The 25,799-nt window shown below is 70.9% G+C and carries 18 protein-coding genes and 1 pseudogene; 8 read left to right on the plus strand and 11 right to left on the minus strand.

Annotated elements, in window-relative coordinates; translation table 11 throughout:
• Nucleotides 1-18: 18 nt before the first annotated feature.
• Nucleotides 19-834: an alpha/beta fold hydrolase gene (locus ACFQGL_RS13010; protein ID WP_377510595.1), complete on the minus strand. Its 816-nt coding sequence runs from the start codon at nucleotides 832-834 to the stop codon at nucleotides 19-21.
• A 56-nt stretch (nucleotides 835-890) separates the two neighbouring features.
• Nucleotides 891-1,556, minus strand: coding sequence for a DUF4097 family beta strand repeat-containing protein (locus tag ACFQGL_RS13015; protein WP_377510598.1), 666 nt, complete (start codon nucleotides 1,554-1,556; stop codon nucleotides 891-893).
• A 239-nt stretch (nucleotides 1,557-1,795) separates the two neighbouring features.
• On the opposite strand from ACFQGL_RS13015, the gene ACFQGL_RS13020 reads away from it, so the two are divergent.
• Nucleotides 1,796-2,551: a helix-turn-helix domain-containing protein gene (locus tag ACFQGL_RS13020; protein WP_377510601.1), complete on the plus strand. Its 756-nt coding sequence runs from the start codon at nucleotides 1,796-1,798 to the stop codon at nucleotides 2,549-2,551.
• A gap of 195 nt (nucleotides 2,552-2,746) precedes the next feature.
• Here ACFQGL_RS13020 and ACFQGL_RS13025 read toward each other — a convergent pair whose 3' ends face one another.
• A complete protein-coding gene (locus ACFQGL_RS13025) occupies nucleotides 2,747-3,637 on the minus strand; it encodes an alpha/beta hydrolase (RefSeq protein WP_377510604.1) in 891 nt (296 codons plus the stop codon).
• Between the two features lie 187 nt (nucleotides 3,638-3,824).
• Between ACFQGL_RS13025 and ACFQGL_RS13030 the strand changes: the two genes are divergently transcribed.
• The 3 genes from ACFQGL_RS13030 to ACFQGL_RS13040 all read left to right on the plus strand — a co-directional run bounded on the left by ACFQGL_RS13030 (nucleotide 3,825) and on the right by ACFQGL_RS13040 (nucleotide 10,253).
• Nucleotides 3,825-6,641, plus strand: a complete 2,817-nt coding sequence (locus ACFQGL_RS13030; RefSeq protein ID WP_377510607.1) for an AfsR/SARP family transcriptional regulator — start codon at nucleotides 3,825-3,827, stop codon at nucleotides 6,639-6,641.
• A gap of 113 nt (nucleotides 6,642-6,754) precedes the next feature.
• Nucleotides 6,755-7,279: a sigma-70 family RNA polymerase sigma factor gene (locus ACFQGL_RS13035; RefSeq protein ID WP_377510610.1), complete on the plus strand. Its 525-nt coding sequence runs from the start codon at nucleotides 6,755-6,757 to the stop codon at nucleotides 7,277-7,279.
• 112 nt (nucleotides 7,280-7,391) lie between these two features.
• Nucleotides 7,392-10,253 carry an AfsR/SARP family transcriptional regulator gene (locus ACFQGL_RS13040; RefSeq protein WP_377510612.1) on the plus strand — a complete coding sequence of 954 codons (2,862 nt, stop codon included), beginning with the start codon at nucleotides 7,392-7,394 and terminating at the stop codon, nucleotides 10,251-10,253.
• A 43-nt stretch (nucleotides 10,254-10,296) separates the two neighbouring features.
• Here the strand turns inward: ACFQGL_RS13040 and ACFQGL_RS13045 are convergent, their stop codons facing one another.
• The 4 genes and pseudogenes from ACFQGL_RS13045 to ACFQGL_RS13060 form a co-directional block, all read right to left on the minus strand.
• Nucleotides 10,297-13,635 (minus strand): S8 family peptidase, encoded by a 3,339-nt coding sequence (locus ACFQGL_RS13045; RefSeq protein ID WP_377510615.1) that lies wholly within the window; start codon nucleotides 13,633-13,635, stop codon nucleotides 10,297-10,299.
• Between the two features lie 115 nt (nucleotides 13,636-13,750).
• Complete coding sequence (locus ACFQGL_RS13050) at nucleotides 13,751-15,934, minus strand: DUF4132 domain-containing protein (RefSeq protein WP_377510618.1); 2,184 nt, start codon at nucleotides 15,932-15,934, stop codon at nucleotides 13,751-13,753.
• A gap of 611 nt (nucleotides 15,935-16,545) precedes the next feature.
• On the minus strand, nucleotides 16,546-17,130 hold the full coding sequence (locus tag ACFQGL_RS13055; protein ID WP_377510621.1) for a hypothetical protein: 585 nt from the start codon (nucleotides 17,128-17,130) through the stop codon (nucleotides 16,546-16,548).
• A gap of 104 nt (nucleotides 17,131-17,234) precedes the next feature.
• A pseudogene (locus tag ACFQGL_RS13060) lies at nucleotides 17,235-17,690 on the minus strand (GNAT family N-acetyltransferase); the annotation flags it as partial.
• A 77-nt stretch (nucleotides 17,691-17,767) separates the two neighbouring features.
• On the opposite strand from ACFQGL_RS13060, the gene ACFQGL_RS13065 reads away from it, so the two are divergent.
• On the plus strand, nucleotides 17,768-18,355 hold the full coding sequence (locus tag ACFQGL_RS13065) for a TetR/AcrR family transcriptional regulator (RefSeq protein WP_377510624.1): 588 nt from the start codon (nucleotides 17,768-17,770) through the stop codon (nucleotides 18,353-18,355).
• 197 nt (nucleotides 18,356-18,552) lie between these two features.
• Nucleotides 18,553-19,212, plus strand: a complete 660-nt coding sequence (locus ACFQGL_RS13070; protein WP_377510627.1) for an MSMEG_1061 family FMN-dependent PPOX-type flavoprotein — start codon at nucleotides 18,553-18,555, stop codon at nucleotides 19,210-19,212.
• Nucleotides 19,213-19,242: 30 nt separating this feature from the next.
• Here the strand turns inward: ACFQGL_RS13070 and ACFQGL_RS13075 are convergent, their stop codons facing one another.
• Genes ACFQGL_RS13075 through ACFQGL_RS13085 form a run of 3 tightly spaced genes read right to left on the minus strand, consistent with a single transcriptional unit; the run spans nucleotide 19,243 to nucleotide 22,254 of the window.
• On the minus strand, nucleotides 19,243-20,748 hold the full coding sequence (locus ACFQGL_RS13075) for a tripartite tricarboxylate transporter permease (protein WP_377510630.1): 1,506 nt from the start codon (nucleotides 20,746-20,748) through the stop codon (nucleotides 19,243-19,245).
• Between the two features lie 20 nt (nucleotides 20,749-20,768).
• Entirely contained in the window at nucleotides 20,769-21,227 is a 459-nt protein-coding gene (locus tag ACFQGL_RS13080) for a tripartite tricarboxylate transporter TctB family protein (protein WP_377510633.1), read from the minus strand.
• A gap of 4 nt (nucleotides 21,228-21,231) precedes the next feature.
• Entirely contained in the window at nucleotides 21,232-22,254 is a 1,023-nt protein-coding gene (locus ACFQGL_RS13085; RefSeq protein ID WP_377510636.1) for a tripartite tricarboxylate transporter substrate-binding protein, read from the minus strand.
• A gap of 173 nt (nucleotides 22,255-22,427) precedes the next feature.
• On the opposite strand from ACFQGL_RS13085, the gene ACFQGL_RS13090 reads away from it, so the two are divergent.
• Together ACFQGL_RS13090 and ACFQGL_RS13095 are read left to right on the plus strand one after the other, a co-directional pair.
• The gene (locus tag ACFQGL_RS13090) at nucleotides 22,428-23,111 is read left to right on the plus strand and encodes a response regulator transcription factor (RefSeq protein WP_377510639.1); all 684 of its coding nucleotides are present in this window, start codon (nucleotides 22,428-22,430) and stop codon (nucleotides 23,109-23,111) included.
• A gap of 6 nt (nucleotides 23,112-23,117) precedes the next feature.
• Entirely contained in the window at nucleotides 23,118-24,599 is a 1,482-nt protein-coding gene (locus ACFQGL_RS13095) for a sensor histidine kinase (protein WP_377510642.1), read from the plus strand.
• Nucleotides 24,600-24,637: 38 nt separating this feature from the next.
• Here ACFQGL_RS13095 and ACFQGL_RS13100 read toward each other — a convergent pair whose 3' ends face one another.
• Nucleotides 24,638-25,597, minus strand: a complete 960-nt coding sequence (locus tag ACFQGL_RS13100; protein WP_377510645.1) for a TAXI family TRAP transporter solute-binding subunit — start codon at nucleotides 25,595-25,597, stop codon at nucleotides 24,638-24,640.
• Nucleotides 25,598-25,799: the final 202 nt, after the last annotated feature.

Genomic DNA, 25,799 nt, shown 5'->3' on the forward strand with positions numbered 1-25,799 from the left:
CGTCCGCTGGTCATGAGGTCAGCGCCCGCCGTCGTCGAGCGCGGCGATCTCGCGTACGGCCTTGGTGATGGCCGCAAAGTCCTTCTTGAGGAGCGCACCGTGGTTGCTGGCGACCTTGGCGGCGATCTGGATGTTCGGGTTGCGGGCGGTCACCGCGTCGAGGCTGGTGCGGATCCTCTCCTGCTCGTCGCCCTTGCTGCCGAAGGACGTGCCCGAGGCGACCACGTACCGCACCGGGACCGTGATGCTGTCCAGCACCGGGCCCAGCTCGCGCTCGCGGGAGAGCCGGCCGAGCTCGATGTTGCTGTCGGCCTGCTGTTCGGCGGTCATCCGCGGAGCCAGACCGGTCGGGCGTAGCAGCGGCAGGAACCAGCTCATCCGCCGGAACAGCTTCCGGATCCGCTGCTCCATGGCGTCGTCGAGCCAGTCGTACGGGAACGCGCCGTCCACCAGGACCGCGCCCAGGGCACGCTCCGGGTTGCGGCTGGCCCAGTGCGCCCCGACGACGGCTCCGTAGGACCAGCCGACCAGCAGCGCCCGCTGCACGCCCCGGGCCGCCAGGACGGCGTCGACATCCCGGACGGCGACCTCGAAGGAATAGTCCGCCGAGCGCTCCGATCTGCCGCGAGCCCGCTCGTCGTAGGTGATGTGCCGCCACCCCGTCCCCAGGTCGGCGATGACCCGTCGCCAGTAGCCCTGGGTGGCGAACTGGCCGTTGAGGTAGACCACGGGGATACCGGGACCACCGGTGTCGGTCACGGCCAGGGCCGTGTCGTCGACCGGCACCTTGCCGGTCCACGTCGAACTCGTCGAGGCAGTGCTGTTCTTCGTCATGTTCCACTCCTGGTCGTGTTCTTGCTGCCGGGCGGGACGGTTCTGGTACTGCTTCTTCAGAGGCTGCGGGCGGTGATGTCGCCGTGGGAGGTGGTGGCGCGGATGTCGAGTTCGACGACGCCACTGTTCTTGAGGGAGTTGCTGATGCGGCCGTGGCCGGTGCCGGCGTCGAGGGCCGCCGACACGCCAGCGGTAGCGGCGACCGAGATGTCGCCGGACTCGGTGCTGAGCACGACCGTGCCGCGGTGGGCTTCGAGGATCCGGATGTCACCCCGTGCGGTGCTGATCTCCGCGGGGCCGTTGAGCCGACCGACCTCGACGTCGCCGTCGATCGCGGTGAGGCGGACGCTCCCGGCCTCGTCGATCTTGATCTGGCGGTACGCGCCTTCGAAGGCGACGTCGCCGAGGCGTCCGACGCCGCGCAGCTCCGCGCTGGCGGCCTTGGCCTCGACGCGCGAGTCGGCGGGCAGTTGGACGGTGACCTCCAGGGACCCGGTGGGTCCGATGAGCTTGTTGCTGGCGGTCGACGCGCTGATCCGCAGCACGCCGTCGGCGTAGGTGATGGTGGTCTGCTCAGCGGCCTTGATGTCGCGGCTCTTGGAGGCGTCGGCGGGCCGGACCTCGACGGTGGTGTCGGCGCGGTCGGCGGCGATGAACTGGATACGTCCGGCGGGGATGTCCAGGACGGCGGAGATCGGGGTGGGGGTGTCGAACTTCTGCATCATGCTCTCCCGTGCTCGTTCAGTGTTTCTGACAACGGAAACGCTACGTTGCTTTCCAGAACATGGCAACAACTACGTTGCACTCGCGGTGCATATGCCCAGGTGAAGGCACCGAAACTGTTGCAACAAGCGTGAAGCTAACGCAACAGAGGCAGGCGGGATCATTGCAATGGTTCAGAAGTGAACGCTATAGTGAGGACGATCAGGGACCAGTCGCGCAGGACCACGAGGAGATCGCGATGCCGGGAGGCAGGCTCACCCAGCAGGAACGCCAGCAGATCGCGCTGGGGCTGGCCGACAGCCTCCCCTACGCCGAGATCGCCCGGCGCCTCGACCGTCCGACCTCGACGATCACTCGCGAGGTGCTGCGCAACGGCGGTCCGACCGCCTACCGCGCCGACCTGGCCCACCGCGCGACCGAGCGCCGTGCCCACCGGCGCAGGCCCACCTCCACCCGAGGGGTGGAGTCAGCCCCCCAGCCACACGGACGCGACGCCGAGGCCATGGCCGAGTACGAGGAGACGTTCACCACCGTCCTCATGGCCTCGGGCCTGAACAAGATGTCGGCCCGGGTGCTGACCTGCCTGTTCACCGACGACTCCGGCAGCCTCACCGCGTCCCAACTCGCCCAGCACCTCCAGGTCAGCCCGGCGTCCATCTCCAAGGCGATCGCCTTCCTGGAGAGCCAGAGCCTCGTCCGCCGCGAACGCGACGAGCGCCGCCGTGACCGCTACGTCGTCGACAACGAACTCTTCTACCAGGCGACGATCGCCAGCGCCCGGGCCAACGACCAACTCGTCGAAACCGCCCGCCAGGGCGTCGCCATCCTCGGCCCACACACTCCCGCCGCCAATCGCCTGGAGAACATCGCCCGCTTCCTCGACTTCATGAGCGAGAGCATCACCCGCGCCGCCGAACAGGCCCGGGCCGTGCTCCACACCAAACCGGAGGCGACCTCGATCGGCACAGCCCAGCCAGGTCCGGACCACGGGTAGCCGGCTGCGGATGGCGTGGCGTCGTAAGCCGGCACCGCGTTGCTGCCGGGCCATGGCGCCGGACCCGTCAGGTGGGCGACCACCGGCGGACGAGCCGGCGCCAGATAATGGCGATGCAGACTCACTCGTTGCTCAGATCAAACTGTCACGGGATCAGTGGAACGCGGATGGCAGTGCCGAGACCTTGAGGAAACCTTAATCTTCGTCGTCCGACCGTACGGGCTCGCCACTCGTCGGTCCGTCCACGGTGTCCGGTTGGGGAATCTCGTCGACCAGCGCGCGGATGTCGGCGAACACACGCTCGTGAGCGGACGCCGCCTCGGGTGACGTCAGGTCCATGCCCTGGATGAACCCGTGGACCAGTCCCGGCTCGCACCGATAGGTCACCGAGACTCCCGCCTCGGCCAGGCGCTTGGCGTAGACCTCGCCCTCGTCCCGCAGCGCGTCGTGCTCGGCGGTGACGAGCACGGTCCGCGGCAGACCCCGGAGGTCGGGAACCAGGATCGGGCTCACCATGGGATCGAGCCGCTGCTCCTGGTCGGGCGCCCACTGCTCGACCGCCCAGGCCAGGAATTCCGCGTCGAGCCCGTAACCGGTGCCCTTCTCCTGGACGCTGGGCTGTCCGAGCGTCAGGTCGGTGTTGGGGCACAACAGTATCTGCGCGGCCGGGACGGGCTCGCCCGCGTCACGCAGCCGCAGGCACGCCAGCGTCGCCAGGTAGCCGCCCGCGCTGTCGCCCGCAACCGCCCACGGCCGCGCCCAACGCAGCACCGCGGCGACGTCGTCGATGCCGGTCGGGCACGGATGCTCGGGTGCGAGCCGATAGTCCACCGCGAGCACCTCGACTCCGCAGGCGGCGGCGATGCGCCGGCAGGTGCGATCGTGTGAATCAAGATCGCCGAGCACCCACGCCCCTCCGTGCACGAACACCAGCACCGGGCGCCTCTCGCCGTGCCCGTACCGGCGCAACGCGAGCCCTCCGGGCCCCGGGAGGTCCTCCACGAGTGACAACTCGGGCCCCGTGGGCCGCTCCCCATTGCGAGCGCGAATCTGCTCACGGAGTTCCGTCAGGTTGGGGATCGCCACGGAGGAAGTGTCGCATCGTCGGGGACCTCGATCTGGCTGCGCGGGACCGCCGTCGGGCACAAAGTGCCATTCGGCGACCCAGGTGCCGTACTCCTGCGTAGCGGCCAACCGGCCGGGGCGTAGCCCAGACCACGCTGAACCGGTGGTCGCGAGCTCCGGCGGCGGACCGGCCGTTACCGTTGCCGGCGTGCAGGTGCAGGCGGGCGAGACAGTGGGCTTCTCGGTGCTGGGCTCGGTCCGGGTCGTCCGCGCCGGCGCGGAGCTGAATCTGGGCGCCCGCCAACAGCGCCTGGTGCTCGCGATGCTGCTGGCCCGGGCCGGTTCACCGGTGTCCCTGACCGAGCTGGTCGATCTGCTCTGGAACGAGGATTCCCCGGCCAGCGCCGCGAACGTCGTGCACCGACACGTCGGGGTGCTCCGGCGGCTGTTCGAGCCCGGCCTGCCGACCCGGTCGGCGGGGCGGTACATCCTCCGGGAGCTCTCCGGCTATCGGCTGCACGCTGACGAGGAATCCCTCGACCTGCTGAAGTTCCGGTCGCTGAGCCGGCTGGCCAGCCGGAGTCTGCAGGACGGCGACCCGGAGTCGGCGCTGCGGCACTCCCTCGACGGGCTGCGACTGTGGCGCGGTCGGTGCGCCGCGGGCCTGGAACCGGCCTCCCGCCTGCATCCCGCGTTCCTCGCCGTGGAGGCCGAACGCGCCCAGGCCGTGCGCGAGGCCGCCGACGCCGCCGAGCGCTGCGGCCGGCTCGGCGCGGTGCTGGTGCCGTTGCGGCAGGCCGCCGAGCAGCACCCGCTCGACGAGTCACTGCAGAGCCGACTGCTTCTGGCCCTGGCCGCCGACGGCCGCCAGGCGGAAGCTGTCGAGATGTACCGGGTGGTGCGCCGCCGGCTCGCCGAGGAGCTGGGCATCGATCCCGGCGAGGAGCTGCGCGAGGCGTACGACCGGCTGCTGCACCAGCGCACCCCGCCGGCGCGTACCGCATCGCCGCCGCCGCTCCCCCGGCCCGCGCAGCTGCCGCCGGACCTGCCCTTCTTCACCGGCCGGGACGACCTGCTCGCCGAGGCCCGTGCGATGGTGGCGCGCACGGGCGGGCCGACGGTGCTCGCGATCGACGGGATGCCCGGGATCGGCAAGACCTCCCTGGCCGTGCACCTCGCGCACGAGTTCGCCGCCGGTTACCCGGACGGGCAGCTCTACGTCGACCTGCGCGGGTACGACGGACGGGATTCGGCGATGAGCCCTGCCGAGGCGCTGCGTGGCTTCCTCGGCTCGCTCGGGGTGCCCCAGGACGGCATCCCCGCCGAGCTGCACGCCCTGGCGGGCATGTACCGCAGCAGCCTCGCCGGCCGGCGCCTGCTGATCGTGCTCGACAACTGCCGGGACGCCGAGCAGATCCGGCACCTGCTGCCGGGCGGTACGGGCTGCTTGGTGATCGTCACCAGCCGCAGCCGACTCAACACCCTGCTGACCACGGCCGGTGCCCACCCGCTGCCGGTCGGCCCGCCGAGCGTCGAGGAGGCTCGCGCGACGTTCCTACGGCTGCTCGGCACCGACCGCAGCGCTGCGGACCTGGCCGCGGTCGATGCCATCATCGCCGGCTGCGGGCGGCTACCGCTCGCGCTCACCGTGGTGGCCGCCCGCGCGGCGAGCCTGCCGCGAACGCCACTGGCGCAGGTCGTCGCCGAGCTCACCAACCTGCCCGGCAGCTTGGACGGGTTCGACGGCGACGACCCGCAGACCGGCCTGCGTGCCGTCTTCTCCTGGTCCTACCGGACACTCTCCGCCCCGGCGGCCCGCCTCTTCCGGCTGCTACCGATTCACCCGGGCCCCGACATCTCGATCGCCGGGGCGGCGGGTCTGGCCGGCGTGCCGCTGCGCACCGGTCGGGCGCTGATCGGCGAGCTGAGCCGCGCCCACCTGGTCAGCGAGGACCGGTCAGGCCGCTACCGCACCCACGACCTGCTGCTGACGTACGCCACCGAGCTGGGCGAGGAGCACGACAGCCCGGCCGTACGCGCCGCTGCCGAACTACGCTGCCTGCACTTCTACCTGGCCACCAGCTATCAGGCGGACCGGCGGCTGCTGACCTCCGAGTACCACCCGATGATCGAGCCGGGGCCGGGCGAGACACCGCTGCGCTTCACCGGCCACGACGACGCCATGCGTTGGTTCGCCGCCGAACGTCCGGTACTGATCGCGCTGGTCGGTCGAGCCGCCCGGCGCGGTCGGCACACCGAGGCCTGGCAGCTCGCCCTGGGGATGCAGCACTTCTTCGACCGCAGTGGCCGGTGGGCCGATTGGACGACCACCGGCGAGGTGGCCCTCGACGCCGCACGGGCCGCCGACGACCTGGTCGGGCAGGCCAGGATGCACCGCAGCCTGGCCGGAGCCGCCTACTTCCGGCACGAGCACGAGACCGCGATCGCTCATCTCGACCGGGCGCTCGAGCTGCTCGCCCGGGTCGGTCTGCCCGGCGAGCTGACCCGGGCCAGGATCAACCGAGTGATGATCCTCGGCGCTCAGGGGCGACACGAGGAGGTCGTCCGGACGCTCTCCACGGCGCTGGGGCCGGCCCGGGAGGTCGGAGACGACAAGCTGCTCGCGGACGCTTTGGTCATCATGGCCGCCAGCAACGCCGCGCTGGGCCGGGCGGACGAGGCCGTGCACTGCGCCGAACAGGCGATGGCGCTGTCGCGCGAGGCGCAGTACCGGCTGGGCGTCGCCGAGGCGTGGGAGGTGCTCGGCCAGGCCCGACTCGCTCGCCACGAGCTCGGCACGGCGGTCGCCTGCTGGCGCGAGGCGGCCGCCGCGTACCAGGAGGCCTCCGCGCCGGCGCCGGCCGCGGAGGTGTTGGCGATGCTCGGCGACGCCCTCGCCGCCGCCGGCGAGCAGGACGACGCGGTACGGGCGTGGCAGGAGGCGGTGGCCCTCATCCCGTACGCGCAGAGCCGTACCGGACAGCGGCTGGCCGGCCTGCTCGCGGCGGTCACGTCGGGTCCGTGAGCGACCGCGATCGGCGACGGCACTCGATTCGCACTCACACGTCAGTCCAATCACATCGATCGTCCCTAGGCTCGTGCCGCACCCACCGATACTCCTGTCCATGGGGGTAAACCGTGCTCCGGGCATCCGACGAATCACCGGCCGGTCGCGCCGAGCGCCTGACCGCGCTGCATGCCGGCCACGCCCGTGCCGTGCTGCGTCTCCTCCTTGTGCTGACCCACGGCCAGCGGCAGACCGCCGAGGATCTGCTCCAGGAGACGATGCTGCGGGCCTGGCGGCACCTCGACTCGGTGCCCGCCGAGCCCGATGCCGCCCGCCGGTGGCTCTGCACCGTCGCCCGGCGGCTCGTCATCGACGGCGTCCGGCTGCGCCAGGGCCGTCCGGACGAGGTGCATCTGGTCGACATGACCTGGATTCCCTCCGGTGACGACACCACCGGCAGCGCGCTGGCGTCGTACGCCATCCGGCACGCGCTCGACCGGCTGAGCGCGGCGCAGCGCAGTCTGCTGTCCGAGGTCTATCTGGTGGGGCGGTCACCGGAAGAGGTCGCGGGCCGGCTGGGCTTGCCGATCGGCACGGTGAAATCCCGGACCCACTACGCGCTGCGCGCTCTGCGTACCGGCCTTGAGGCGGCCTGAGCAGGGGCAACTCGAACGGCCACACTGAGCCGAGGATCACATTGCCATGACGCGCACCGGCGTCGTGGTGCAGACCCTGCCAAGCTACGGCGATCGCGGCAAACCAGCCCCCATGGATCGCATCACGATGACCAGCGTGCTCTCTTTCGCCGTCCTCGGCCCGGTGCGGGCCTGGCGCGGCCAGTCCGAGATCGACCTGGGCACCCGGCAGCAGCGACTGATCCTGACGATGCTGCTCGTCCGTGCCGGAAGCGCGGTCAGCGTCACCGAACTCGTCGACCTGCTGTGGGAGTCCGACCCTCCACCCAGCGCGAACAACGTGGTGCACCGGCACGTCGGGATTCTCCGGCGGCGCTTCGAGCCGGGTCTGGCGACCCGGGAAAGCGGCTCGGTGCTGATCCGCGACGGCGCCGAGTACCGGCTGCGCGTCGACGGGGAGTCGCTCGACCTGCTGCGATTCCGGCGCCTGGTCGCCGAGGCCGAGGGCAGCTCCGGCGAGCCGGCCGTCGAGTTCTACCGCGAGGCCCTGGCGCTGTGGCGCGACCGTTGCGCCGCCGGTCTGCAGGCCGGCGGCCGGATTCATCCGGAGTTCGTCGCCGTCGACGGAGAGCGGTTCGCGGCCGTCCGGGCGGCGACCGACGCCGCCCTACGGGCCGGGTGCGTGCACCTGGTGCTGCCCGCGATCAGGCTGGCCGCCGAGTACGAGCCGCTGGACGAGGCGCTACAGTCGCGGCTGCTGCTCGCGCTCGCCGCGGACGGTCGGCGGGCCGAGGCCCTCGCGGCCTATGCCGACATCGAGCATCGGCTCGCCGACGAACTCGGCATCGCGCCCGGCGCTGACCTCCGCGCGGCGCGGGACAGCCTCCTCGACCACGACGGCTCCCGGTCACGGCGCGGCCCGGCACGCACTCGGCCCGGAGCGCCGTCCAACGGTACGGAGGCCGGATCGTGGCCGCCGGGCGCGCTGGAGTTGTCGCAGCCGAGCCGGGCCGCGCCGCCGACCCAGTTGCCGGCCGACCACCCCTACTTCACCGGCCGCCGCGACGTCGTGGCCGCCGCGCACGAGCTGCTGGCCGGAGAACACCGGACCACCACGCTGGTCATCGACGGCATGCCCGGCGTCGGGAAAACCACCTTCGCGGTGCACCTGGCCCACCGGTTGGCCGCCCGCTATCCGGACGGGCAGTTGCACGCCGACCTGCGCGGTTTCGACAACGACGATTCGGTGCTGACACCGGCGGAGGCGCTACGCGGCTTCCTGTGGTCGCTCGGGGTCGCTCCCGCCGCCATCCCGGCCGAGCTGCACGCCCAGGCCGGCCTGTACCGCAGCATCCTGGCCGAGCGCCGGATGCTGATCCTGCTCGACAACTGCCGCGACTGGGACCAGATCCGGCACCTGCTGCCCGGCGCTGGCGGCAGCCTCGTCATCGCCACCAGCCGCCGCCGGATCACCGGCGTGGCCGGACCGGCCGGCGCGCATCCGTTGCACCTCGACCTGCTGACCGACGCCGAGGCCCGCGAGTTGCTCACCCGCCGGCTCGGCGACGCGACGGCCGCCGCCCCGGCCGCCGTCGACGAGATCATCAGACGATGTGGCCGGCTGCCGTTGGCGCTGGCGCTGGTCGCCACCCGCAGCGTCGGCCGGCCGGGGCTCAGCCTGCCCGCGGTCGCCGGTGAGCTGGCCGAGGCCGACGGTCGGCTGGCCGGCTTCGGGGACGCACACGCGGATCTGGAGGCGATCTTCTCCTGGTCCTACCGGGCTCTGACTCCGGGGGCGGCCCGGCTCTTCCGGCTGCTGCCGTTGCACCCGAACGGAGAGTTGAGCGCGGAAGCCACCGCCGCCCTGGGTGGGTTGTCGCTGCGCTCCGCTCGCGGCCTGCTCGCCGAACTCGGGGCGCAGCTGATGGTCCAGCCCGGCGACGGCCGGTGGCGAATGCATGATCTGCTGCGCGCCTACGCGGTGGAGCTCGGGGAGGAACACGACGACGACGCCGAGCGGGACGCCGCCATCGAACGGGTCCACGACTTCTACCGGCTCAGTGCGTACGCGGCGCAGCTGCCTCTGCTGCCGCAGGTGCCGCTGCCGGAGCCGGAGCCGTCCTCGCACGGGGTCGTCGGGCGCAGCTTCACCGGCCGGGCCGACGCGATGGCCTGGTTCGCCGCCGAGCAGCGGGTGCTGACCGACATCGTGGCGCGGGCCGGGGAACGCGGCCAGCCCGACACGACCTGGCAGATCGCGTTGGCCCTGCAGAACTACTTCCAGGACACCGCGCAGTTCAAGCAGTGGGCGGCGGTGGTGGGTACCAGCCTCGGCGCGACCGGTGACGACCCCGCCGCCCAGGCGCTGCTGCACCGTAGCCTCGCCGGTGCCTGCTATTTCCTGGCCGATCTGGACCGTGGTCTGTCGCACCTGCGGCGTGCCCGGACGCTCTTCGACCGGCTGGGCCGGCGTACCGAGCAGGGCCATGTGGAGAACAACATGGCCGAGATCCGGCTGGAGCAGCGGCGCTACCACGAGGCGATCGGGCATGCCGAGGCCGCGCGGACGCTGCTGAGCGCCGAGGGCAACGTACGGGGCGCCACCACCGCCCTGCTGGCCATCGCGCGGGCGACGGGCTGGCTCGGTCGGCACCTGGAGGCGTTGGGCATGTTCGTCGAGGCGCGGCGGCAGTTCGAGATCCTCGGCGACCTGCACGGGGTGGGCACGACCCAGGCCTGGCTGGCGCACACGTACTCGATGATCAACGACCTGCCGCACGCGATGACGACGTGGCAGCAGGCGATCGACACCTTCCGTGCCGTCCGGGCCACCCACCACATCGCTGAAGTGCTGGTCTCCATCGGCGACTTCCACTCGGCCAACGGCGACCCGGCCCTGGCCGGGCGGGCCTGGAACGAGGCCCTCGCCGAGCTCGACGGCACGGACTCGCCGATGGTTCGGCGGATCCGCGAACGGTTGCACTGGCACCGGTGACCCGGACGAGGCGCCGGTGGGCGCCGCGTCCGGGAACCGGCCGTCAGTACCGGTAGGCGCGGATGACGGTCTGCTTGACCGTGTTACCGCTGGTGTCCGTCGCGGCGCCGCGCAGCGAGACGAAACCGTGGCCGGTCGGGTTGTGCACCCAGGCGACCCCCTTCTCGCCAAGACGCTGCACGGTCAGCTTCCGCCAGGTCTTGCCGTCGTCGAAGGACGCCTCGACGGTCAAGGTCCTGGTCCGACCCGGTGCCGCCCCGACCTGACGGTCGAGCGAGACCGGGATCGCGAACAGCCGAGCCGCCGGAGCCCGGTTGTCCAGGTCGAGCTCCGGGGTGTACCGGATCGACGTCATCGGCAGCTTGACCAGCTCCCCGTCGCCCACGTGGCCGGACTTGAAGGTCCACTCCGCGTCGACCACGGTGGACAGGGTGAACGCCGGGTCGCTGCGGAAGGTGGCCGTCAGCCGGTAGTCACCCTTGGCTGCCGGCACGTCCCACGTCCACGGAGCCTGGTCCGCGTCGCCGATCTTGACTCCGTTGCGATACAGGTTCACCTGCACGCTGCCGCCGACGACGTGCCGGAAGCCCATGTGTCCGGCACCGTCGCCGTGCAGCGGCCCCGGCCCGCCGATCGTGTCGCCCCAGTAGCGGGTGGAGTACTGCTGGCCGAAGTTCGGCTCCGGGAAGACCGGGCCGATCACGCCGTTGGCCCACGCCACCGTGTACGTACGCCCAGGCTTGAAGCTGCTCCACGGCGACTGGTAGTAGGTGTACCCCTGCTGGGCAGAGGCCGACTGCCACACGGCCTTCTTGTCCTGGTTGTAGTACTCGGTGATGGTGTTCGGCACGTCGTAGGTGAAGCTCGGCGGGGTCTGCCGCCCGTCGGTCGACCGGCTGATCGGCGAGTTGCCCGGCGCGTGCGCCACCGCGAGTCGCGACACCGGCACGTCGGCCACGTCCGCGCTGATCCGCGAGCGGACCGTGGCGAAGTCGCCCGCGCGCAGCTTGCGGGTCAGCCCGGTCATCATCTTCTCCGGCTCGTAGAGATAGACCCGGTAGACGTACGGGCTGTTGTGCAGGCTGCCGTCCTGGGCGACCTGCCCCCACATTCCGGTGACGTACGAGACGAAGCCGGGCGTCTTGCCAGCTCCGATCTGCGCGGTCCGCACGTACTCGAAGGGGATGTTCATCAGCGTGCCGTACGGGTCGTTGCTGCCCCAGATCTGCGGCTGCTCGGTCCGGATCGTCCAGCCCGAATCCTGGAAGACCGCGGTGGCCTTCGGGTTCGGCACCGACACCGCGATCGGCTCGGCCAGGCGGGTGTCCATGGTGAGCGCCTGGTCCCGGGTCAGGTCGAGGCTCGGACGCACCAGCGACGTGATCTGCGGGACGTTCGGGTCGCCGCTCTCCATGTACGTCTGGACCAGGTAGCGGCCCGCGCGGACGCGGTACGTGGTAGCCGTCGGATCGTCGAGCACCAGGAGGGTCTGCCGGTCCAGGTCGGTCAGAACGGTCACCCAGCCCTGCTCGGGCGTGGGCGCCCCGCCGTCCGGCCCGATGAGCTTGAGGGCCAGCTGGTGTCGGACGATGTCGAGCGCGATCGGGGTCTGCACCTGCGTGCCGCCGCCGGTGGCGGTCAGCTCGCCGCCGACGTAGCGGTCCGGCAGGCTGGCACCGGCCTGCACCGTGACGACGACGGAGGCGGTACCGCCGGCCGGAATCGTCACCGAGGAGGCGCTGAGGCTGAACAGGCCGGCCGGCCCCGGGGCACCGTCGGCGTCCTTGGCGTCGAGGGCGAGAGCCAGGGTCACGGCGGTGGAGCCGCCGTTGGCGTACGTGATGGTGCGGGTCTGCGCGGCGCTGCTCCGCTCGAAGGCGGCGCTGACCGGGCTGGCCGTGACCGACTGCCGGGTCGCCCGGGCGACGTCGAGGAAGCCCGCGCCCTGCTCGTAGACTCCGACGGCAGCGTTCGGCTTCGCGGCGGCCATCAGCGTGGACTTGATCCGCTCGGGCGTCCAGTCCGGGTGCTGCTGGGTCAGCAGCGCCGCCGCGCCGGCCACGTGCGGCGTCGCCATCGAGGTGCCGTTCAAGCTGGTGTACTGCGGGTTCTCGGCCGGCCACAGCTCGGAGGTCGAGCTGCGAGCGGCGACGATGCCGACGCCGGGCGCGGTGACGTCCGGCTTGATGCCGGCGTCGCCCGAGCGCGGACCCCGGCTCGAGAACTCGGCCAGCTCACCCGTCTTGGTCACGGCGCCCACGGTCAGCGCCTCGGCCACGCTGCCGGGCGAGTTGATGGTGGACTCGCCGCCCTCGCCGCTGTTGCCCGCGGCGACCACGAAGAGCACGCCGTAGCGGTGGGTGAGGTCGGCCAGGGCCGCCTCGATCGGGTCCGTCTCCGGGCTGTCCGGGCCGCCGAGGCTCATGTTGGCGACCTTGACGCCCTGCTGCGCCACCCAGGTCATGCCGGCCAGGATCGCCGATTCCGGGCAGCCCTCCTCGACGCAGACCTTGGCACTGTAGAGGGACGCGCCGGGAGCCATGCCCTTGTACCGGCCCTCGGACGCGGCCGCGGTGCCAGCGATGGTGGAGGCGACGTGCGTGCCGTGGCCGACCCGGTCGAAGGTGTCGGGGTCGGCGGTGAAGTTCGCCGCGGCGGCGACGCGGTCGACCAGGTCGGGGTGAGTCTGGTCGACGCCGGTGTCGATCACGCCGACCTTCACCCCCGCTCCCGTCCAGCCGGCCTGCCAGGCCTCCGGTGCACCGGTCAGCGGGACGCTGACGTCGAGGGTGGGGCGACGCAGACCGTCGAGCCAGATCTTGTCGAACCCGGACCGCAGTTGCCGCTCGGTGCCCTTCGTGGCGGACGTGATGCTGTTCCAGAAGGAGACCGCGTCCGAGCGGTTCTCCGCGACGGCGCTCGCCCCGGTGAGCGCCCGGGTGGTCCGGGCACCGGCGAGGCCGGCGGGGGCGGCGCCGCCGTGCTGGACGATGAGCGGCAGGGTGGCCCGGGTGTCGTCGTAACCGAAGGCGACCAGCGTCGAGATGTCGAAGAGCCGAGAGTCGAGCTTGCCCCGGTTGAGCAGGCCGACGGCGTCGGCGGGGATGACCCGCACGTCCTTGCCCGCACTGTGGGTGATGAACGGAATCTTCTCCCGTCCCTTGCCCGGCACGACGTTCACCGCCGTCTGGCCGTCCACCGTGCTGACGTGGACGGTGTCGCCGGTGACCAGGGTGACCGTCTGGGGTTTGGCGGCGACCGTGGGTGTTGTCGCCGGCTTCGCGGCGCGCGGCTGGGCCGAGGCCGGTAAACCGCCCGGAGCCACCGCCGAGACGCCCAGCACCAGCAGTGCCAGCGCCGACATCTTGCGAACTGATCGCATCATTCTCCCTAGCTGAACGCGAGAGCTGTCCGGTGTACCGGACGTGGCTGGCCGGTGAAAGTTCACCCCGAGTGACCTGGATCACTTCACTGACCGCCGTACTCGCGGTTCTCGTCTAGGCGTCGACGGTGCGGTGTACCGAACCCCGCGCGCTCCCGGCCACCGACACGACGAGGTCCAGATCCCGCATGACCTCGGAGAACGCCACCGACGGCACCTCGGCCAGGGGTACCACCGAGCCGGCTCTCAGGAACCGCAGCTCGCCGAGGACCACCTCTCCCCCGCCGAAGTGGCCGGGGAGGTCGCAGACCAGCGCGGCGGTGACCTCGGTGTTGGCGGGTCGGGTCGCCTGGTGTTCCTGGTACTGGCCGTGGGTCGACCAGCCGCGCCCGGACAGCAGCTGACCCGCCACCTTGCCGTCGACCGTGTGGCCGGCGAACCGTCGGGACACGTCGACAGCCTCGCGTTCGGCCGAGGTCATCAGATACAGCTCCCGGAAGACCTGCTGCACGGGTTGTTGGATCCCGTCCTGGACCATCTTCTCCTGCCAGTGGGCGAGCAGGCCCCGCTCGTGCAGCAGCGACGGGTGCACCACCGTGACCGGACCGTCGAGATCGACCTGGTCGAGCAGGGCGACCGTGCCCGCCCGGTCCTGCCAGATCAACGCGGGGAGCATCGCCGCCCCGGCCGGCAGGCCCCGCAGGCGAGCGAGCTCGTCGGGCGTGAGGGTGCCGCCGGTGGCGACGAGTCGTTCAATCAGCCCGGTACGCATCCGACGGGCCTGGTCGCGCAGCCGCTCCTGATGTTCGCGGAACTCGGGGTACCGTGGGTCGGCGCGTACGGCAGCAGGCACCGACGCCAGCTGCCTCCCCGCCTTGCTGATCGTGATGAGCGGCTCGGCCTCGGACAGCCGCAGCGCGACGGTGTAGTCGCCGGTGTGCCAGTCGTCGGGCGCCGCACTGGCGACGCGGGCCTCGCAGTCCCACTCCAGGCGCTCGGCGTCCGGGAAGGCGGTCACCTGGGCGAGATGGTCGAGGGCGACGGCGACGGCGGCGGCGTGGCTGTGCCTACGGTTCGGACCCAACTTCGAGCCCCGCTTCGCCACCTCCCGCAACGTCAGATAACGGTCGAGCACCGTCTCCCCGTCGGCCAGCGGCAGCAGGCCGAAGGCGGCGATGCCCGCCAGCGCGTTGTGCTTGACGCGTTTGGCGACGGCCGCGCGGTTCCAGCCCAGAGCGGCGGAGACGATCTCGTTCGGGCAGAGCTGCAAGAGCAGGCGCGCACCGTCGACACCGGCCTGCCGTACGGCGGCGAGGATGCTGTTCCGGTCCTGCCGTACCGCCTCGGTTGTGGGGGTCGCCTGCACCAGCCGCAGCAACGGCGCCGCGCCGGGCAGCCCGAGCAGCGGCAGCAACACCTCGGCGTCACCCGCCGGCAGCCGCAGGTCGAAGGCGTACCGCTGCTCCTCGGCCGGCCGCTCGCGCAGGTGTTCCACCAGCGCCGTCCGCTCGTCATCGGTCAGCTCGGCCGCGCCGAGGCGCTCGGCCATCCGGCGATCCGTTGGCCGTTCGACGGCCCGAAGCACGAACCGCAGGCCACGTGGCACCAGCACCTCGGGTAACGCGGCCCAGTCTGGTTCGGTTGTCGAGGTCAAACGCCAGGCCAGTTCGTCGAAGTAGTCGCGTACGGCCGGCGTGCAGGCGTGCGGCCTCGACCCGGCGGCGCCGTCCGCCGGGGGCCGTTCGACGATGGCGTTCCCCAGGTATTCGTCGTCGGTGAACGCCTGCTCGATGACCTCGACATCGAGCGCCCCCAGCTCGTGCAGAGCGTCCAGGACCCGCACCACGGTCTCCCGACGTGCGCGGCCCAGCGGAGTGCGGACCAGCAGCCGCAGCAGGTGGACGTCGTCGGCATTGATCGCCCGGTCGGCCACCGATTCGAGCGGTGGCTCCGGCCAGCCCGGATGGTCCACGATGCGGGCGAGCAGGGCCGCACGGCTGACGGTCGGCCACGGGGTGTCCAGGACGTCTGCCGGATCGTCGGGATTCGGTACGGGAAACGCCCCGTCGTAGATGCCGTCCAGCGCGGCGTAGATGTCACCGATGTTCGAGCCCAGATGCTCGCCGGTGCGGTCGATGCTGTTGCCGGCATCCACCGCACGACGGATCTGCCTGGCGTGGGCCCGCAGACCTGCCAGGTCACCGGCCTTCGCCAGGGCCGCGGCCTGATCGACCATCCCCGACAGGGTGGCTCGCTGGTGACGGACCTCGTCGGCGAACATCTCGGGTATCTGCACCACGATTCACTCACCGACCAGGGCGGTCAGCCGATCGAGGTGTTCCGCACCGGACACCACTGCGTGCACCATCATCTGCGTCACCGACATGTGTCCATCTTGCCGCGTTCCCCTTCTGCACCGTCGGCGCTGTCCGCCGGTGGGATGGGGACGTTGCGGTTGGAGACGTTGCTCGGGTCGTACGTGGCCTTGACGGCGCGCAGTCTGCTCCGGGTCGGTTCGGGCCAGGCGTCCGGCAGCCGGGCCGGATCGGTGTCCGATTCGAAGCCGAGATACCTGCCGTCGAGGTGCGGAAGCGTCGCACTCTCTCAACTCCACAGTGGGTGGCGCAGTTGGTAGGGCATCTGTTTCGCTCAGAAGGTCAGGGGTTCGAGTCCCCGTGGCTCCACCCCTGGGCGGGCATTAGGCCGACGAACGGTGTCAGCGCGGGGTGTTCGCCGTCGACCCTGCTAGGGCATGTCTCATAAGGGCGGTCGAGCCGAGGCGGAGTCCGGGCGGCGATCCGGCAAGGCGCGGTTTCGTCCGGATACCGGTGTTGTATCCGGACGAAACCGCAACGCCGCCGGTCGTCGTCCGGGCCCGCCGCAGGCCGGCCAGTTCTTATGAAACATGCCCTAGGGCTGCAGCATGCCGAACAACGGTGTCGCGTGGACCCCTGTTCCGTATTCGTATCGCAGGTTCGCCGCCGTCATGACCTGTGCGGCGTGCGGCAGCACCGGATGCGAGCCGATCTTGTTGACGGCCATCCGGCGAATCGCCCGATTCAACTTGCTGGAAGCGCTGGTGACGGCCGGCCAATCCCACGCGGCGGGATCACCGAGTTCGGGTAGGGTCGGCGCCCAGGTCAACGCGCGTTTCTCGCTGTTGTGGTTGGTGTGGGTCCAGCGTAGTTCCTGTGCTCCGAAGAGCCCGCCGTAGTCCAGTTGGATAAGGCCCCAGCCCCGACATTCGTATCGATGGGTGGCGTCGGAGATTCCCGGCGCGAAGTCGATGCGTCGCACCACAGGTTCGGGGCCGGCGCCCACGACCAGCAGCATGAGATGCCGCCCATGGCGGCCAGGAGCAACCTCGTCGATGGTTCGGAACTCGCGCAGCTCACTGTCGGGTCGCGAGTCAGACTCGAAGACGCGGAAAAGGCCCAAGTCGAACACGGTTCGAAGCACCGCGGGCCAATCGTCTTCGGCAGCGTAGAAGTCCACTACGGCAGCCGTCTTTGGGGATCTGAGTCAGGGCCGGTGGATGCAGGGGCGGCCACCGCGTGATCGGAGCCGCGCTGTGGGCCGAGGCCAGGTGCTCCGTCAGGGAGGACGCGTTCGTAGCAGACCGAGTTGTCGGAGCCCACGTACGCGCCGAACAGCGGGATCTCGCGGTAGCCCTCGCGCTCATAGAAGCGCATCGCGTCCGGCTGGGCCGAGCCGGTCTCCAGCCGGATGGTCGTCCAACCGCGCTCCTGTGCGGCCTCCTCCAGCCCCCGAAGCAAGTCGATCGCCACCCCCGAGCCGCGGCTCTTCGGTACCACGTACATCCGCTTCACCTCGACGGTGACCGGGTCGAGGCGGCGCAGCGCGGCGCAGCCGAGCGGTTGGCCGGTGGCTTCCTCGACCGCGACCAGGAACAGGTCGATGTTCTCGGCCGTCGGCGGCGTGCCGGGCTCATGGTCGTCGGTACCGTAGCGGAGGTCGAGCTCGGCCTTCTGTGCCACACGTAACGCCTCGCCCACCGGGTCGGTCCACGGCCGCTGCGTGATGATCCAGGTCATGCCGCTCCTCACCAGTACTCCGTAACAAGCGTTACGGTAACATTCGTTACGACCATGAAGAGGTGAGAGTCGTGACAATGCCTGCAGACCGAACGGCCCAGGGCGAGGCACTGTCGCGCGCGGTCTGGGACGTGCTCGCGCAGCAGGGCCTGGAAAAGCTGACAGTACGCGCGGTCGCCGCGGCGGCCGGCTGCACGACGGGCCTGGTTATGCACCGCTTCCCGAACCGTCGAGCGCTGCTGCTGCACGCCCGGCAACTGCTGCACGACACCACCCGGCAGCGGGTTGAGGCACTCGAGGCCGCGGCCACCTCGCCGCGGGCAGCACTGCACGCGGTCCTCCGCCAGGGCATGGCGACCGATCCGGAGACGACCAACTGGAGCATCGTCTGGTTGGGCTTCCTGGCTGCGGCGGTGGCGGACGCCGAACTAATCGGCATGCACCGCCGCAACAACCGAGCCTGGCGGCAACGGGCCGAGCGCTTGGTTGCCGCGGCCGCCCCGGACTGGCCGGTCGACCGGGTCGGCGCGGTCGCCCTGGGGCTGATCGCAATGACCGAGGGTGTCGCGGCTCTCGCCGCCGCGGATCCCGCTGCCTACCCGGCGGATCAGCAGGAACGCATGCTCGACGCCGCCCTGGTGGCCTATGGCCTCGGCCGCTTCTGACGTTGTGTCCACAACGGACAACGATTGAACGGTGGGCGTCTCGCGTCCACCCCACCGGACCAGCAAGATCCTGAACGGCGGCTGCCGTACCAGGTTCGGCACCGCCTCACCATGCCGATCGAACACTGCGTCGCAAATTGCGCGAAGGTTCTGGCAGGCGGGGGTCTGGATCACGGCGGTCCATTAGGGTCGGCGATATGACGCCATCCCTTGCCACCAGCGCCTTCGACTCGCTGCTTGTCGACGCCGTGCCCGACCAGGAGACGCTGCGCCGGGCGTACGAACTCCCCGGTGACGCCGCTGTGCGCAAGCAGATGACCGAACTCACCGAGCAGACCCGGCGGCTGATCGGGTGTTCGTCGCTGGTCCTGGTCGCCAGCGTGGACGCTGAGGGCAACTGTGACGTCTCCCCGCGCGGCGGCCCCGCCGGGTTCGTCGCGGTCCTGGACGCGCGGACGGTGGCGATACCGGACGCGACCGGCAACAAGCGTCTGGACACCCTGCAGAACGTCATCGCCACTGGGCGGGCGGCGTTGCTGGTCGTCATCCCGGGCCGCACCACGACGCTGAGGGTGAACGGCCGGGCCTGCGTCTCCACTCGTCCCGAGCTGCTGTCCCAGCTGACCGCCGTGGGCAAGCCGCCGGCCAGTGCGCTGGTGCTGGGGATCGAGGAGGTCTACCCGCACTGCCCCAAGGCGCTGCTGCGCGGCGGGGCGTGGAAGCCGGAGCAGTGGCTGCCGGCGGAAGCCCAGCCGACCTCGGCCGAGGTGACGCTGGCCCAGCTGCGGATGCCGGAGCTGACGATCGCTGACATCGAGCAGAGGGAGGCGGACGCGCTGCGGTACCGGTACGAGTGACGGGCCGCACGGTGGTGCAACGTCCGGTTCCTACTCCTCCTCGGCGAACACCATCTCGCGGCGCTTGCGGATCGTCGGGAGGATGGCGAAGACGAGCGCCGCCACGGCCAGCGCCAGGAGAACTGCGGAGATCGGTCGGGTCAGGAAGACCGACGGGTCGCCGCGGGAGATGATGAGCGCCCGCCGTAGGTTCTCCTCGAGCAGGGGGCCGAGGACGAAGCCGAGCAGCAGGGGCGCGGGCTCGCAGCCGCACTTGATCAGGAGATAGCCCAGGATTCCGAAGAACGCGATGGCGTAGACGTCGAACGCGTTGAATGCCAGGGAGTACGTGCCGATCGCGGCGAACAGGATGATCATCGGGAACAACACCTGGTACGGGATGCGCAGCATGCGTACCCAGAGCCCGATGAGCGGCAGGTTCAGCAGCAGGAGTAGCACGTTGCCGATCCACATCGACGCGATCAGGCCCCAGAACAGCGCCGGTTCGTCGTCGATGACCTTCGGGCCGGGGGTGATGCCGTGCACGATGAACGCGCCGACCATCAGTGCCATCACCGGGTGGGCGGGCAGTCCCAGGGTGAGCAGTGGGATGAACGACGTCTGCGCGGCTGCGTTGTTGGCTGACTCGGGGCCGGCCACGCCCTCGATCGCTCCGCGCCCGAACTCCTGTGGCCGCTTGGAGATCCGCTTCTCGACGGCGTACGAGGTGAACGAGGCCAGGACGTGGCCACCACCGGGCAGGACGCCGAGCGCGGCGCCGAGGCCGGTGCCCCGCAGGATCGGGCCGACGGTACGGCGCCGGTCCGCACGGGTCGGCCAGAGGTTCGTCACCTTGCTGATGACCGCCGTACGGGTCTGCTCGTTCTCCAGGTTCCGCAGGATCTCGGCCACCCCGAACATGCCGACCGCGACCGACACGAAGTCGATGCCGCCGTACAGCTCGCGCTGGTCGAAAACGAACCGGGGTGTGCCGGTGTAGATGTCCTGGCCGACCGTGCCGAGCAGGACGCCGAGCGCGATCATCGCCAGTGCCTTGAGCGCCGTGCCGCGCGCCAGCGCGATCGAGACGATGAGCCCGAACAGCACCAGTGCGAAGTATTCGGCCGGGCCGAACTTCAACGCGACGCTGGCCAACGGTGGTGCCGCGACGGCCAGCACGACGGTGGCCACCGTACCCGCGATGAAGGACCCGACCGCCGCGGCGGCGAGCGCCGGGCCGGCCCGGCCCTGCCGGGCCATCTCGTGGCCGTCCAGTGCGGTGACCGCCGCCGACGACTCGCCGGGCAGGTTGATCAGGATGGCGGTGGTCGAGCCGCCGTACTGTGCGCCGTAGTAGATGCCGGCCAGCATGATCAGCGCGGTCACCGGCTCGAAGTTGAAGGTGATGGGTAGCAGCATCGCCACGGTCGCCGTCGGCCCGATGCCGGGCAGCACGCCAACGGCCGTTCCGAGCAGCACGCCGACGAAGCAGTAGAGGACGTTCTGGACCAGGAAGGCGGTCGAGAAGCCCAGCGCGAGGTTGTCGAGGAGTTCCATGCGTCAGTCCGGCAGCCGCGTCAGACGCCGAGCCAGGGGCCCCAGAGCGGGATCCGCAGCTGAAGCCCGACGACGAAGATGAGGGTGCTGGCCACGGTCAGCCCGGCCGCCACGGCCACCGCCGTGAGCAGCCGTACGCGCGAGCTGGCCAGTGTGGTGAGCAGGGCGGTCACCGCCGACGTCGGCACGAATCCGAGGCGTCGGACGGTGAATCCGAAGAACAGGACCGCGAGCGCGATGGCGGCGACGGCGCGCCAGGGAATCGTCCCGAACGAGATCACCTCGCCGGCGATCAGGCCCTTGATGACGATCGCCAGACCCAGGGCGGCCACCGTCGCGCCGACCAGCAGCGGGAAGGCGCCGGGGCCCATTCGTAGTGGGGTGCCCAGCTCGTAGCCGAGCGCTCCCACCACGAACGCGCCCCCGATCAGAACGAAGACTCCCCCGGCGAGGACGTCCGGGAAGGACCGGTGACGCAACACCTCAGGATGCCTTGACCCCGGCGTCGGCGATGACCTTTGCCCAGGTGCCGAGTTGCTCTTCGAGCTTGGTCCGGTGCGCCTGCGGGGTCGCAGCGTCGGCCGGGACCGGCGCGGTGCCGAGCTTGGCCATCTGGTCGATGACGCCCTGGTCGGCCAGTGCCACCTTCAGCGCCTCGGACAGCTTCTGCACGATCTCCTGCGGTGTGTCGGCCGGGACGTAGAGACCGTGCCACACGCTGACCTGGAGCTGGGGAAGCCCGGCCTCGGCCGTGGTGGGAAGGTCGGGCAGGCTCTTCACCCGCTCCGGGGTGGTGACCGCGTACGCCTTCACCTTGCCCGCGGAGATCTGGCCGCTAGTGTTGGTCGTCTGGTCACACATGAAGTCGACCTGGCCGCCGACGAGGTCGGTCAGCGCGGGGCCGGTGCCCTGGTACGGAACTTCTTGGAGCTTGACACCGGCGGCGCTCTGGAACAGCAGGCCGCAGAGGTGGGACGCGGCGCCGATGCCGGCGTTGGCGAGCGTGACCTTCTTGGAGTTGGCCTTCACGTAGGTGACGAGGTCCTGGAGTGTGGCCGGTGCGAAGTCCTTGCGGGCGACGACCGTCATCGGCACCTCGGTGACGAGCCCGACCGTCTCGAAGTCGTCGAGCGGCTTGTAGCCCAGCTTCTGATAGAGGGCCGGGGCCGTGGACATGCCGATGTGGTGCATGAGCACGGTGTAGCCGTCGGGTTCGGCTCGCGCGACCTCGCCGGCGCCGACCGTGCCGCCCGCGCCCTCGACGTTCTGGACGACGATCTTGGCGCCGAGTTTGGCGGCCATCGGTTCGGCGATCATGCGGGTGACCGTGTCCGTCGGGCCGCCCGCGCTGAACGGCACGACGAACGTGATGTTCTGGTCCGGATAGCCGGCGGCGTCGCCTCCACCGGTGGCACCACCGTCACCGGAGCAGGCGGCGACGAGCGAGACGAGGCCGATCGCGGCGATCATCCGCGTGGCGGCCCCGTACCTGATGGTCGTTCCCATATCGCGGCCTCCTCGTCGGCGCGTGCGCATTCGTCGGCGAGCGCGCGCCTCAGTCTCGGCTGGCAGGGACGCGGATGGTGTCAGAGAAATCCCAAGGAACGTGTCGGATGTCAGAGGAATCCAAAGAACTGGCGGACCATTACGGTCATCGATCCGGCGTAGAATTCGCCGGTATGCGGATCACCGTCATCGAGGACGACGACCGCGTGGCACGCGGTCTGGTGACCGTCCTCGCCCAGGCGGGCTTCGAGGTCCACCGCATCGCCACCGCCGCGGAGGCCGTGCGGGCCGCGCCGTCCGATGTGGTCCTGGTCGACCTTGGTCTGCCCGACGGCGACGGGCTCGACGTGATCCGCAGGCTGCGGGACCGTCCGGAGACGGCCGTCATCGCCGTGACAGCGCGATCCGAGGAGCACGAGAGGGTTCGTGGCCTGCGCGCCGGCGCCGACGACTACATCGTGAAGCCGTTCGGCATCCCGGAGTTGATGGCCCGGATCGACGCGGTTCTGCGGCGTACCCGGGTGGCCCGTGCGCTGAGCCACCCGGACGAGCCGCTCGTCCTCGGCCCGATGCGGATCGGTGTGGGCACCCGGGAGGTCGCCGTCGGCGACGTGCCGCTGACGTTGACGCGCAAGGAGTTCGAGCTGCTCCTGCTGCTGGCCCGACGGGCACCGAACGTGGTGAGCCGCGACGTCATCCTCGACCAGATCTGGGGCGCGACCTGGGAGTCCTCCAGTCGCACCCTGGACACCCACATCGCGGCGTTGCGGCACAAGCTCGGGCCGGCCGTGCTCATCCGTACGATCCACGGGGTCGGCTATCGGCTCCTGGCCGACCAGCCGGAGCTGATCGGCTGACCTGCCGTGCACCGCCGCCTGCTCGTCGTCCTGGTGCCGCTCGCGGTGCTGCTCGTCGCGGCGCTCGGGCTGCCGCTCAGCGTCACGGTGGCCGAGCGTGAGATGCAGGAGACGTACGTCGACCGGCTCAATGACGTCGGCCGGTTCGCCTCGCTGGCCGAGACCGCGTTGTCGACCGGGCGGACCGAGGCGCTGCACCAGGAGTTGGCGCGCTACCACCGGCTGTACGGCATTCCGGTCGCGGTGATCGACACGTCGGGCCGGGTGCTGCTCGGATCGGTCGATGCCTACCAGGAGGCGGCGCGCGACGAGCCGGCGTTGCCCCGGATCGTCACCGCGGCGCTGGCCGGGGCCCGGTCCGAACCGTCCGGCGCGTGGGCGCCGTGGGACGATTCGGCGCTGGTCGTGGCCGAGCCGGTGGGCCGGGACAGCGCGGTCGTCGGCGCGGTCGTGACGATCTCCGACCTGTCGAGGACGCGCGAACGAATCCTCGTACGCTGGGCCCGGCTCGCCGGCCTCGGACTGCTGCCATTGATCGCGCTGGCGGCCGTCGCCTGGCCGGTGTCGGCGTGGGTGCTGCGGCCGGTGCGGAAGCTGGACGCGGCGACCTCGCGGATCTCCGAGGGTGACCTGACGATCCGCGCCGACGCCGAGGCCGGCCCTGTTGAGCTGCGGCGGCTGGCACAGTCGTTCAACACGATGATGGACGCCGTGGAGAACGCCGTGCAGCGACAGCGGGCGTTCGTGTCCGACGCGTCGCACCAGTTGCGCAACCCGTTGACCAGCCTGCGGCTCGCGGTGGAGAGCCTCGAGATGCACCTACGGCCGCAGGGCGACGGCCGGCAGGTGTACGACGTGGCGGTCGACGAGCTGAAGGCGATGCAGCGACTGCTGAACTCGCTACAGGCCAGTGCACGGATGGAGAGCATGCGGACCGCGTCGCCGGTGGACCTCGACGAGGTGCTGGCGACCCGGGTGGACCGGTGGCGGGCGTTGACGGCGACGGCGGGGCAGACACTGGCGGTCGACGTGCCACCGGGGCTGCGGTTGCTGGAGCCCCCGGGCGGGCTGGGCAGCATCCTGGACGAGCTGATCAGCAACGCGTTGCGGCTGTCCGACGCGCAGGAGGTGGAGGTGACCGCCCGAGTCGCCCCCGGTGCCACTGGCGCCGGACCCGGTGACGGCTCGGCGGCCGAGGGCGTGGTCACGATCATGGTCCGGGACGACGGCCGTGGGATCGACGTCTCCGAGCGGGCCCAGGCGCTGCGGCGTTTCTGGCGGTCGCCGCGGCACCAGAACGTGTCCGGGACCGGCCTGGGACTGGCGATCTGCGCGGACCTGGTCCGGGGGGCCGGTGGCGAGCTGCGGCTGGAGGATGGCCTGCCACGTCCGGACGGGTCCGGGCACGGGTTCGCCGCGGTGATCGCGCTGCCGGCCGTCCCGGGGGTGGCGTCGTCATCCGGCGTCCCGCCGCGGTCGCCGGTCTGAGGACCCGGTCCGGTCGTCAGCCTGTCGCTTCCTCAGGGTCAGCGCTTGCGGTCGCGGAACCAGGCGGCCGCACCCGGGTGGAGCGGAATGGACGCGGTCGAGATTCCGGTACGCACGTTGATCTGCCACGCCTCGGGAACGGCTTCGGCGTCGCCGCGGCTGTCGGAGGCGATCGAGCCGGTGTGCGTGAAGATCGTGTCGGTGATCGCGTAGACCAGGTCGTCGGGGAGGTCGTTGCGTACGAGCAGCACGTTCGGCACAGCGACGGTGCGGGTCGCCGGGACGCCGGCGTACGCGGTCGCGGCGATCATGGCCGGGGCGTAGGGACCGGGGTAGGCCGTGAGGAGCGCATCCGCCTGTGCGGCCAACGGGATCAGCCGGATGGGGTGCCGCTGCGCCAGCTCCGTGATGGCCGGTGTCGGGACGCCGGTCAGGGAGAACATCGCGTCGATGGTGCCCGCGCGCAGTGTCGCCGCCGACTCGGCCTGGCTGAGGAACCGACCGTCGGCCTGGACCGGGCCGAGCTTCAGAGCCCGCAGCGACGTGAACTCGGTGCCCGAGTCGCGGGCGCCGAGCGATACGCGCCTGCCCTCAAGGTCCCGGAACTCGTCGATCGCCGAGTCGGCCAGCACCACGAGATGCAGGTGGCTGTCGTAGAGCCGGCAGACCGCCGAGAGCCCCTCGGGCCCGCTGCCGTCGGTCCTGATCAGCGCGTCCAGGCTTGTCAGCCCCAGGTGCACCTCGCCGGCCCGCAGCATCCGGATGTTGTCGGTGGACGCCCCGCTGGGCACGGTGGTCACCGAGGCGCCCGGCACGTGCTCGGAGATGTGCTTGGCCAGCGCGCCGCCGATCCGCCGATAGACCGCACCCGCCGGCCCGGTGGCCAGTCGCAGGTGGACCTTGTCGGCCTCGGGCCGCTGGGAGCAACCGACGAGGAGCCCGCCGGCCGCTAGGAGCACCGCCCGCCGGCTGATTCGTGGCCCCACGTTCAGCCCCATGCGCAGATGATACGGACGACGACGTCAGCAGCCGTTGACATCAGTGCACGGTGGGGTGACCCTGAGGCCGGCCGGCCCGAAAGTGGGCCGGCCGGCCGGGTCGCGACGCTCGAATCGGCGGGTGGCTAGGGCCTGTGTCGAAGTCGGCTGTGGATGCCGAGGGTGAGGAAGTTTCGGCGTGGCGGTGATCGATAAGTAGCGA

Origin of the sequence: Micromonospora vulcania (assembly GCF_042658605.1) — a bacterium.
In the GTDB taxonomy this organism is placed as follows: Bacteria; Actinomycetota; Actinomycetes; order Mycobacteriales; family Micromonosporaceae; genus Micromonospora; species Micromonospora vulcania.

What these genes read in the sequence shown, in the direction of transcription:
- ACFQGL_RS13085 (WP_377510636.1), bottom strand. Translation starts at nt 22,254, where the DNA reads ATGGGAACGACCATCAGGTACGGGGCCGCCACGCGGATGATCGCCGCG.
- ACFQGL_RS13090 (WP_377510639.1), top strand. Translation starts at nt 22,428, where the DNA reads ATGCGGATCACCGTCATCGAGGACGACGACCGCGTGGCACGCGGTCTG.
- ACFQGL_RS13065 (WP_377510624.1), top strand. Translation starts at nt 17,768, where the DNA reads ATGCCTGCAGACCGAACGGCCCAGGGCGAGGCACTGTCGCGCGCGGTC.
- ACFQGL_RS13045 (WP_377510615.1), bottom strand. Translation starts at nt 13,635, where the DNA reads ATGCGATCAGTTCGCAAGATGTCGGCGCTGGCACTGCTGGTGCTGGGC.
- ACFQGL_RS13040 (WP_377510612.1), top strand. Translation starts at nt 7,392, where the DNA reads ATGGATCGCATCACGATGACCAGCGTGCTCTCTTTCGCCGTCCTCGGC.
- ACFQGL_RS13020 (WP_377510601.1), top strand. Translation starts at nt 1,796, where the DNA reads ATGCCGGGAGGCAGGCTCACCCAGCAGGAACGCCAGCAGATCGCGCTG.
- ACFQGL_RS13075 (WP_377510630.1), bottom strand. Translation starts at nt 20,748, where the DNA reads ATGGAACTCCTCGACAACCTCGCGCTGGGCTTCTCGACCGCCTTCCTG.
- ACFQGL_RS13015 (WP_377510598.1), bottom strand. Translation starts at nt 1,556, where the DNA reads ATGCAGAAGTTCGACACCCCCACCCCGATCTCCGCCGTCCTGGACATC.
- ACFQGL_RS13070 (WP_377510627.1), top strand. Translation starts at nt 18,553, where the DNA reads ATGACGCCATCCCTTGCCACCAGCGCCTTCGACTCGCTGCTTGTCGAC.
- ACFQGL_RS13100 (WP_377510645.1), bottom strand. Translation starts at nt 25,597, where the DNA reads ATGGGGCTGAACGTGGGGCCACGAATCAGCCGGCGGGCGGTGCTCCTA.
- ACFQGL_RS13010 (WP_377510595.1), bottom strand. Translation starts at nt 834, where the DNA reads ATGACGAAGAACAGCACTGCCTCGACGAGTTCGACGTGGACCGGCAAG.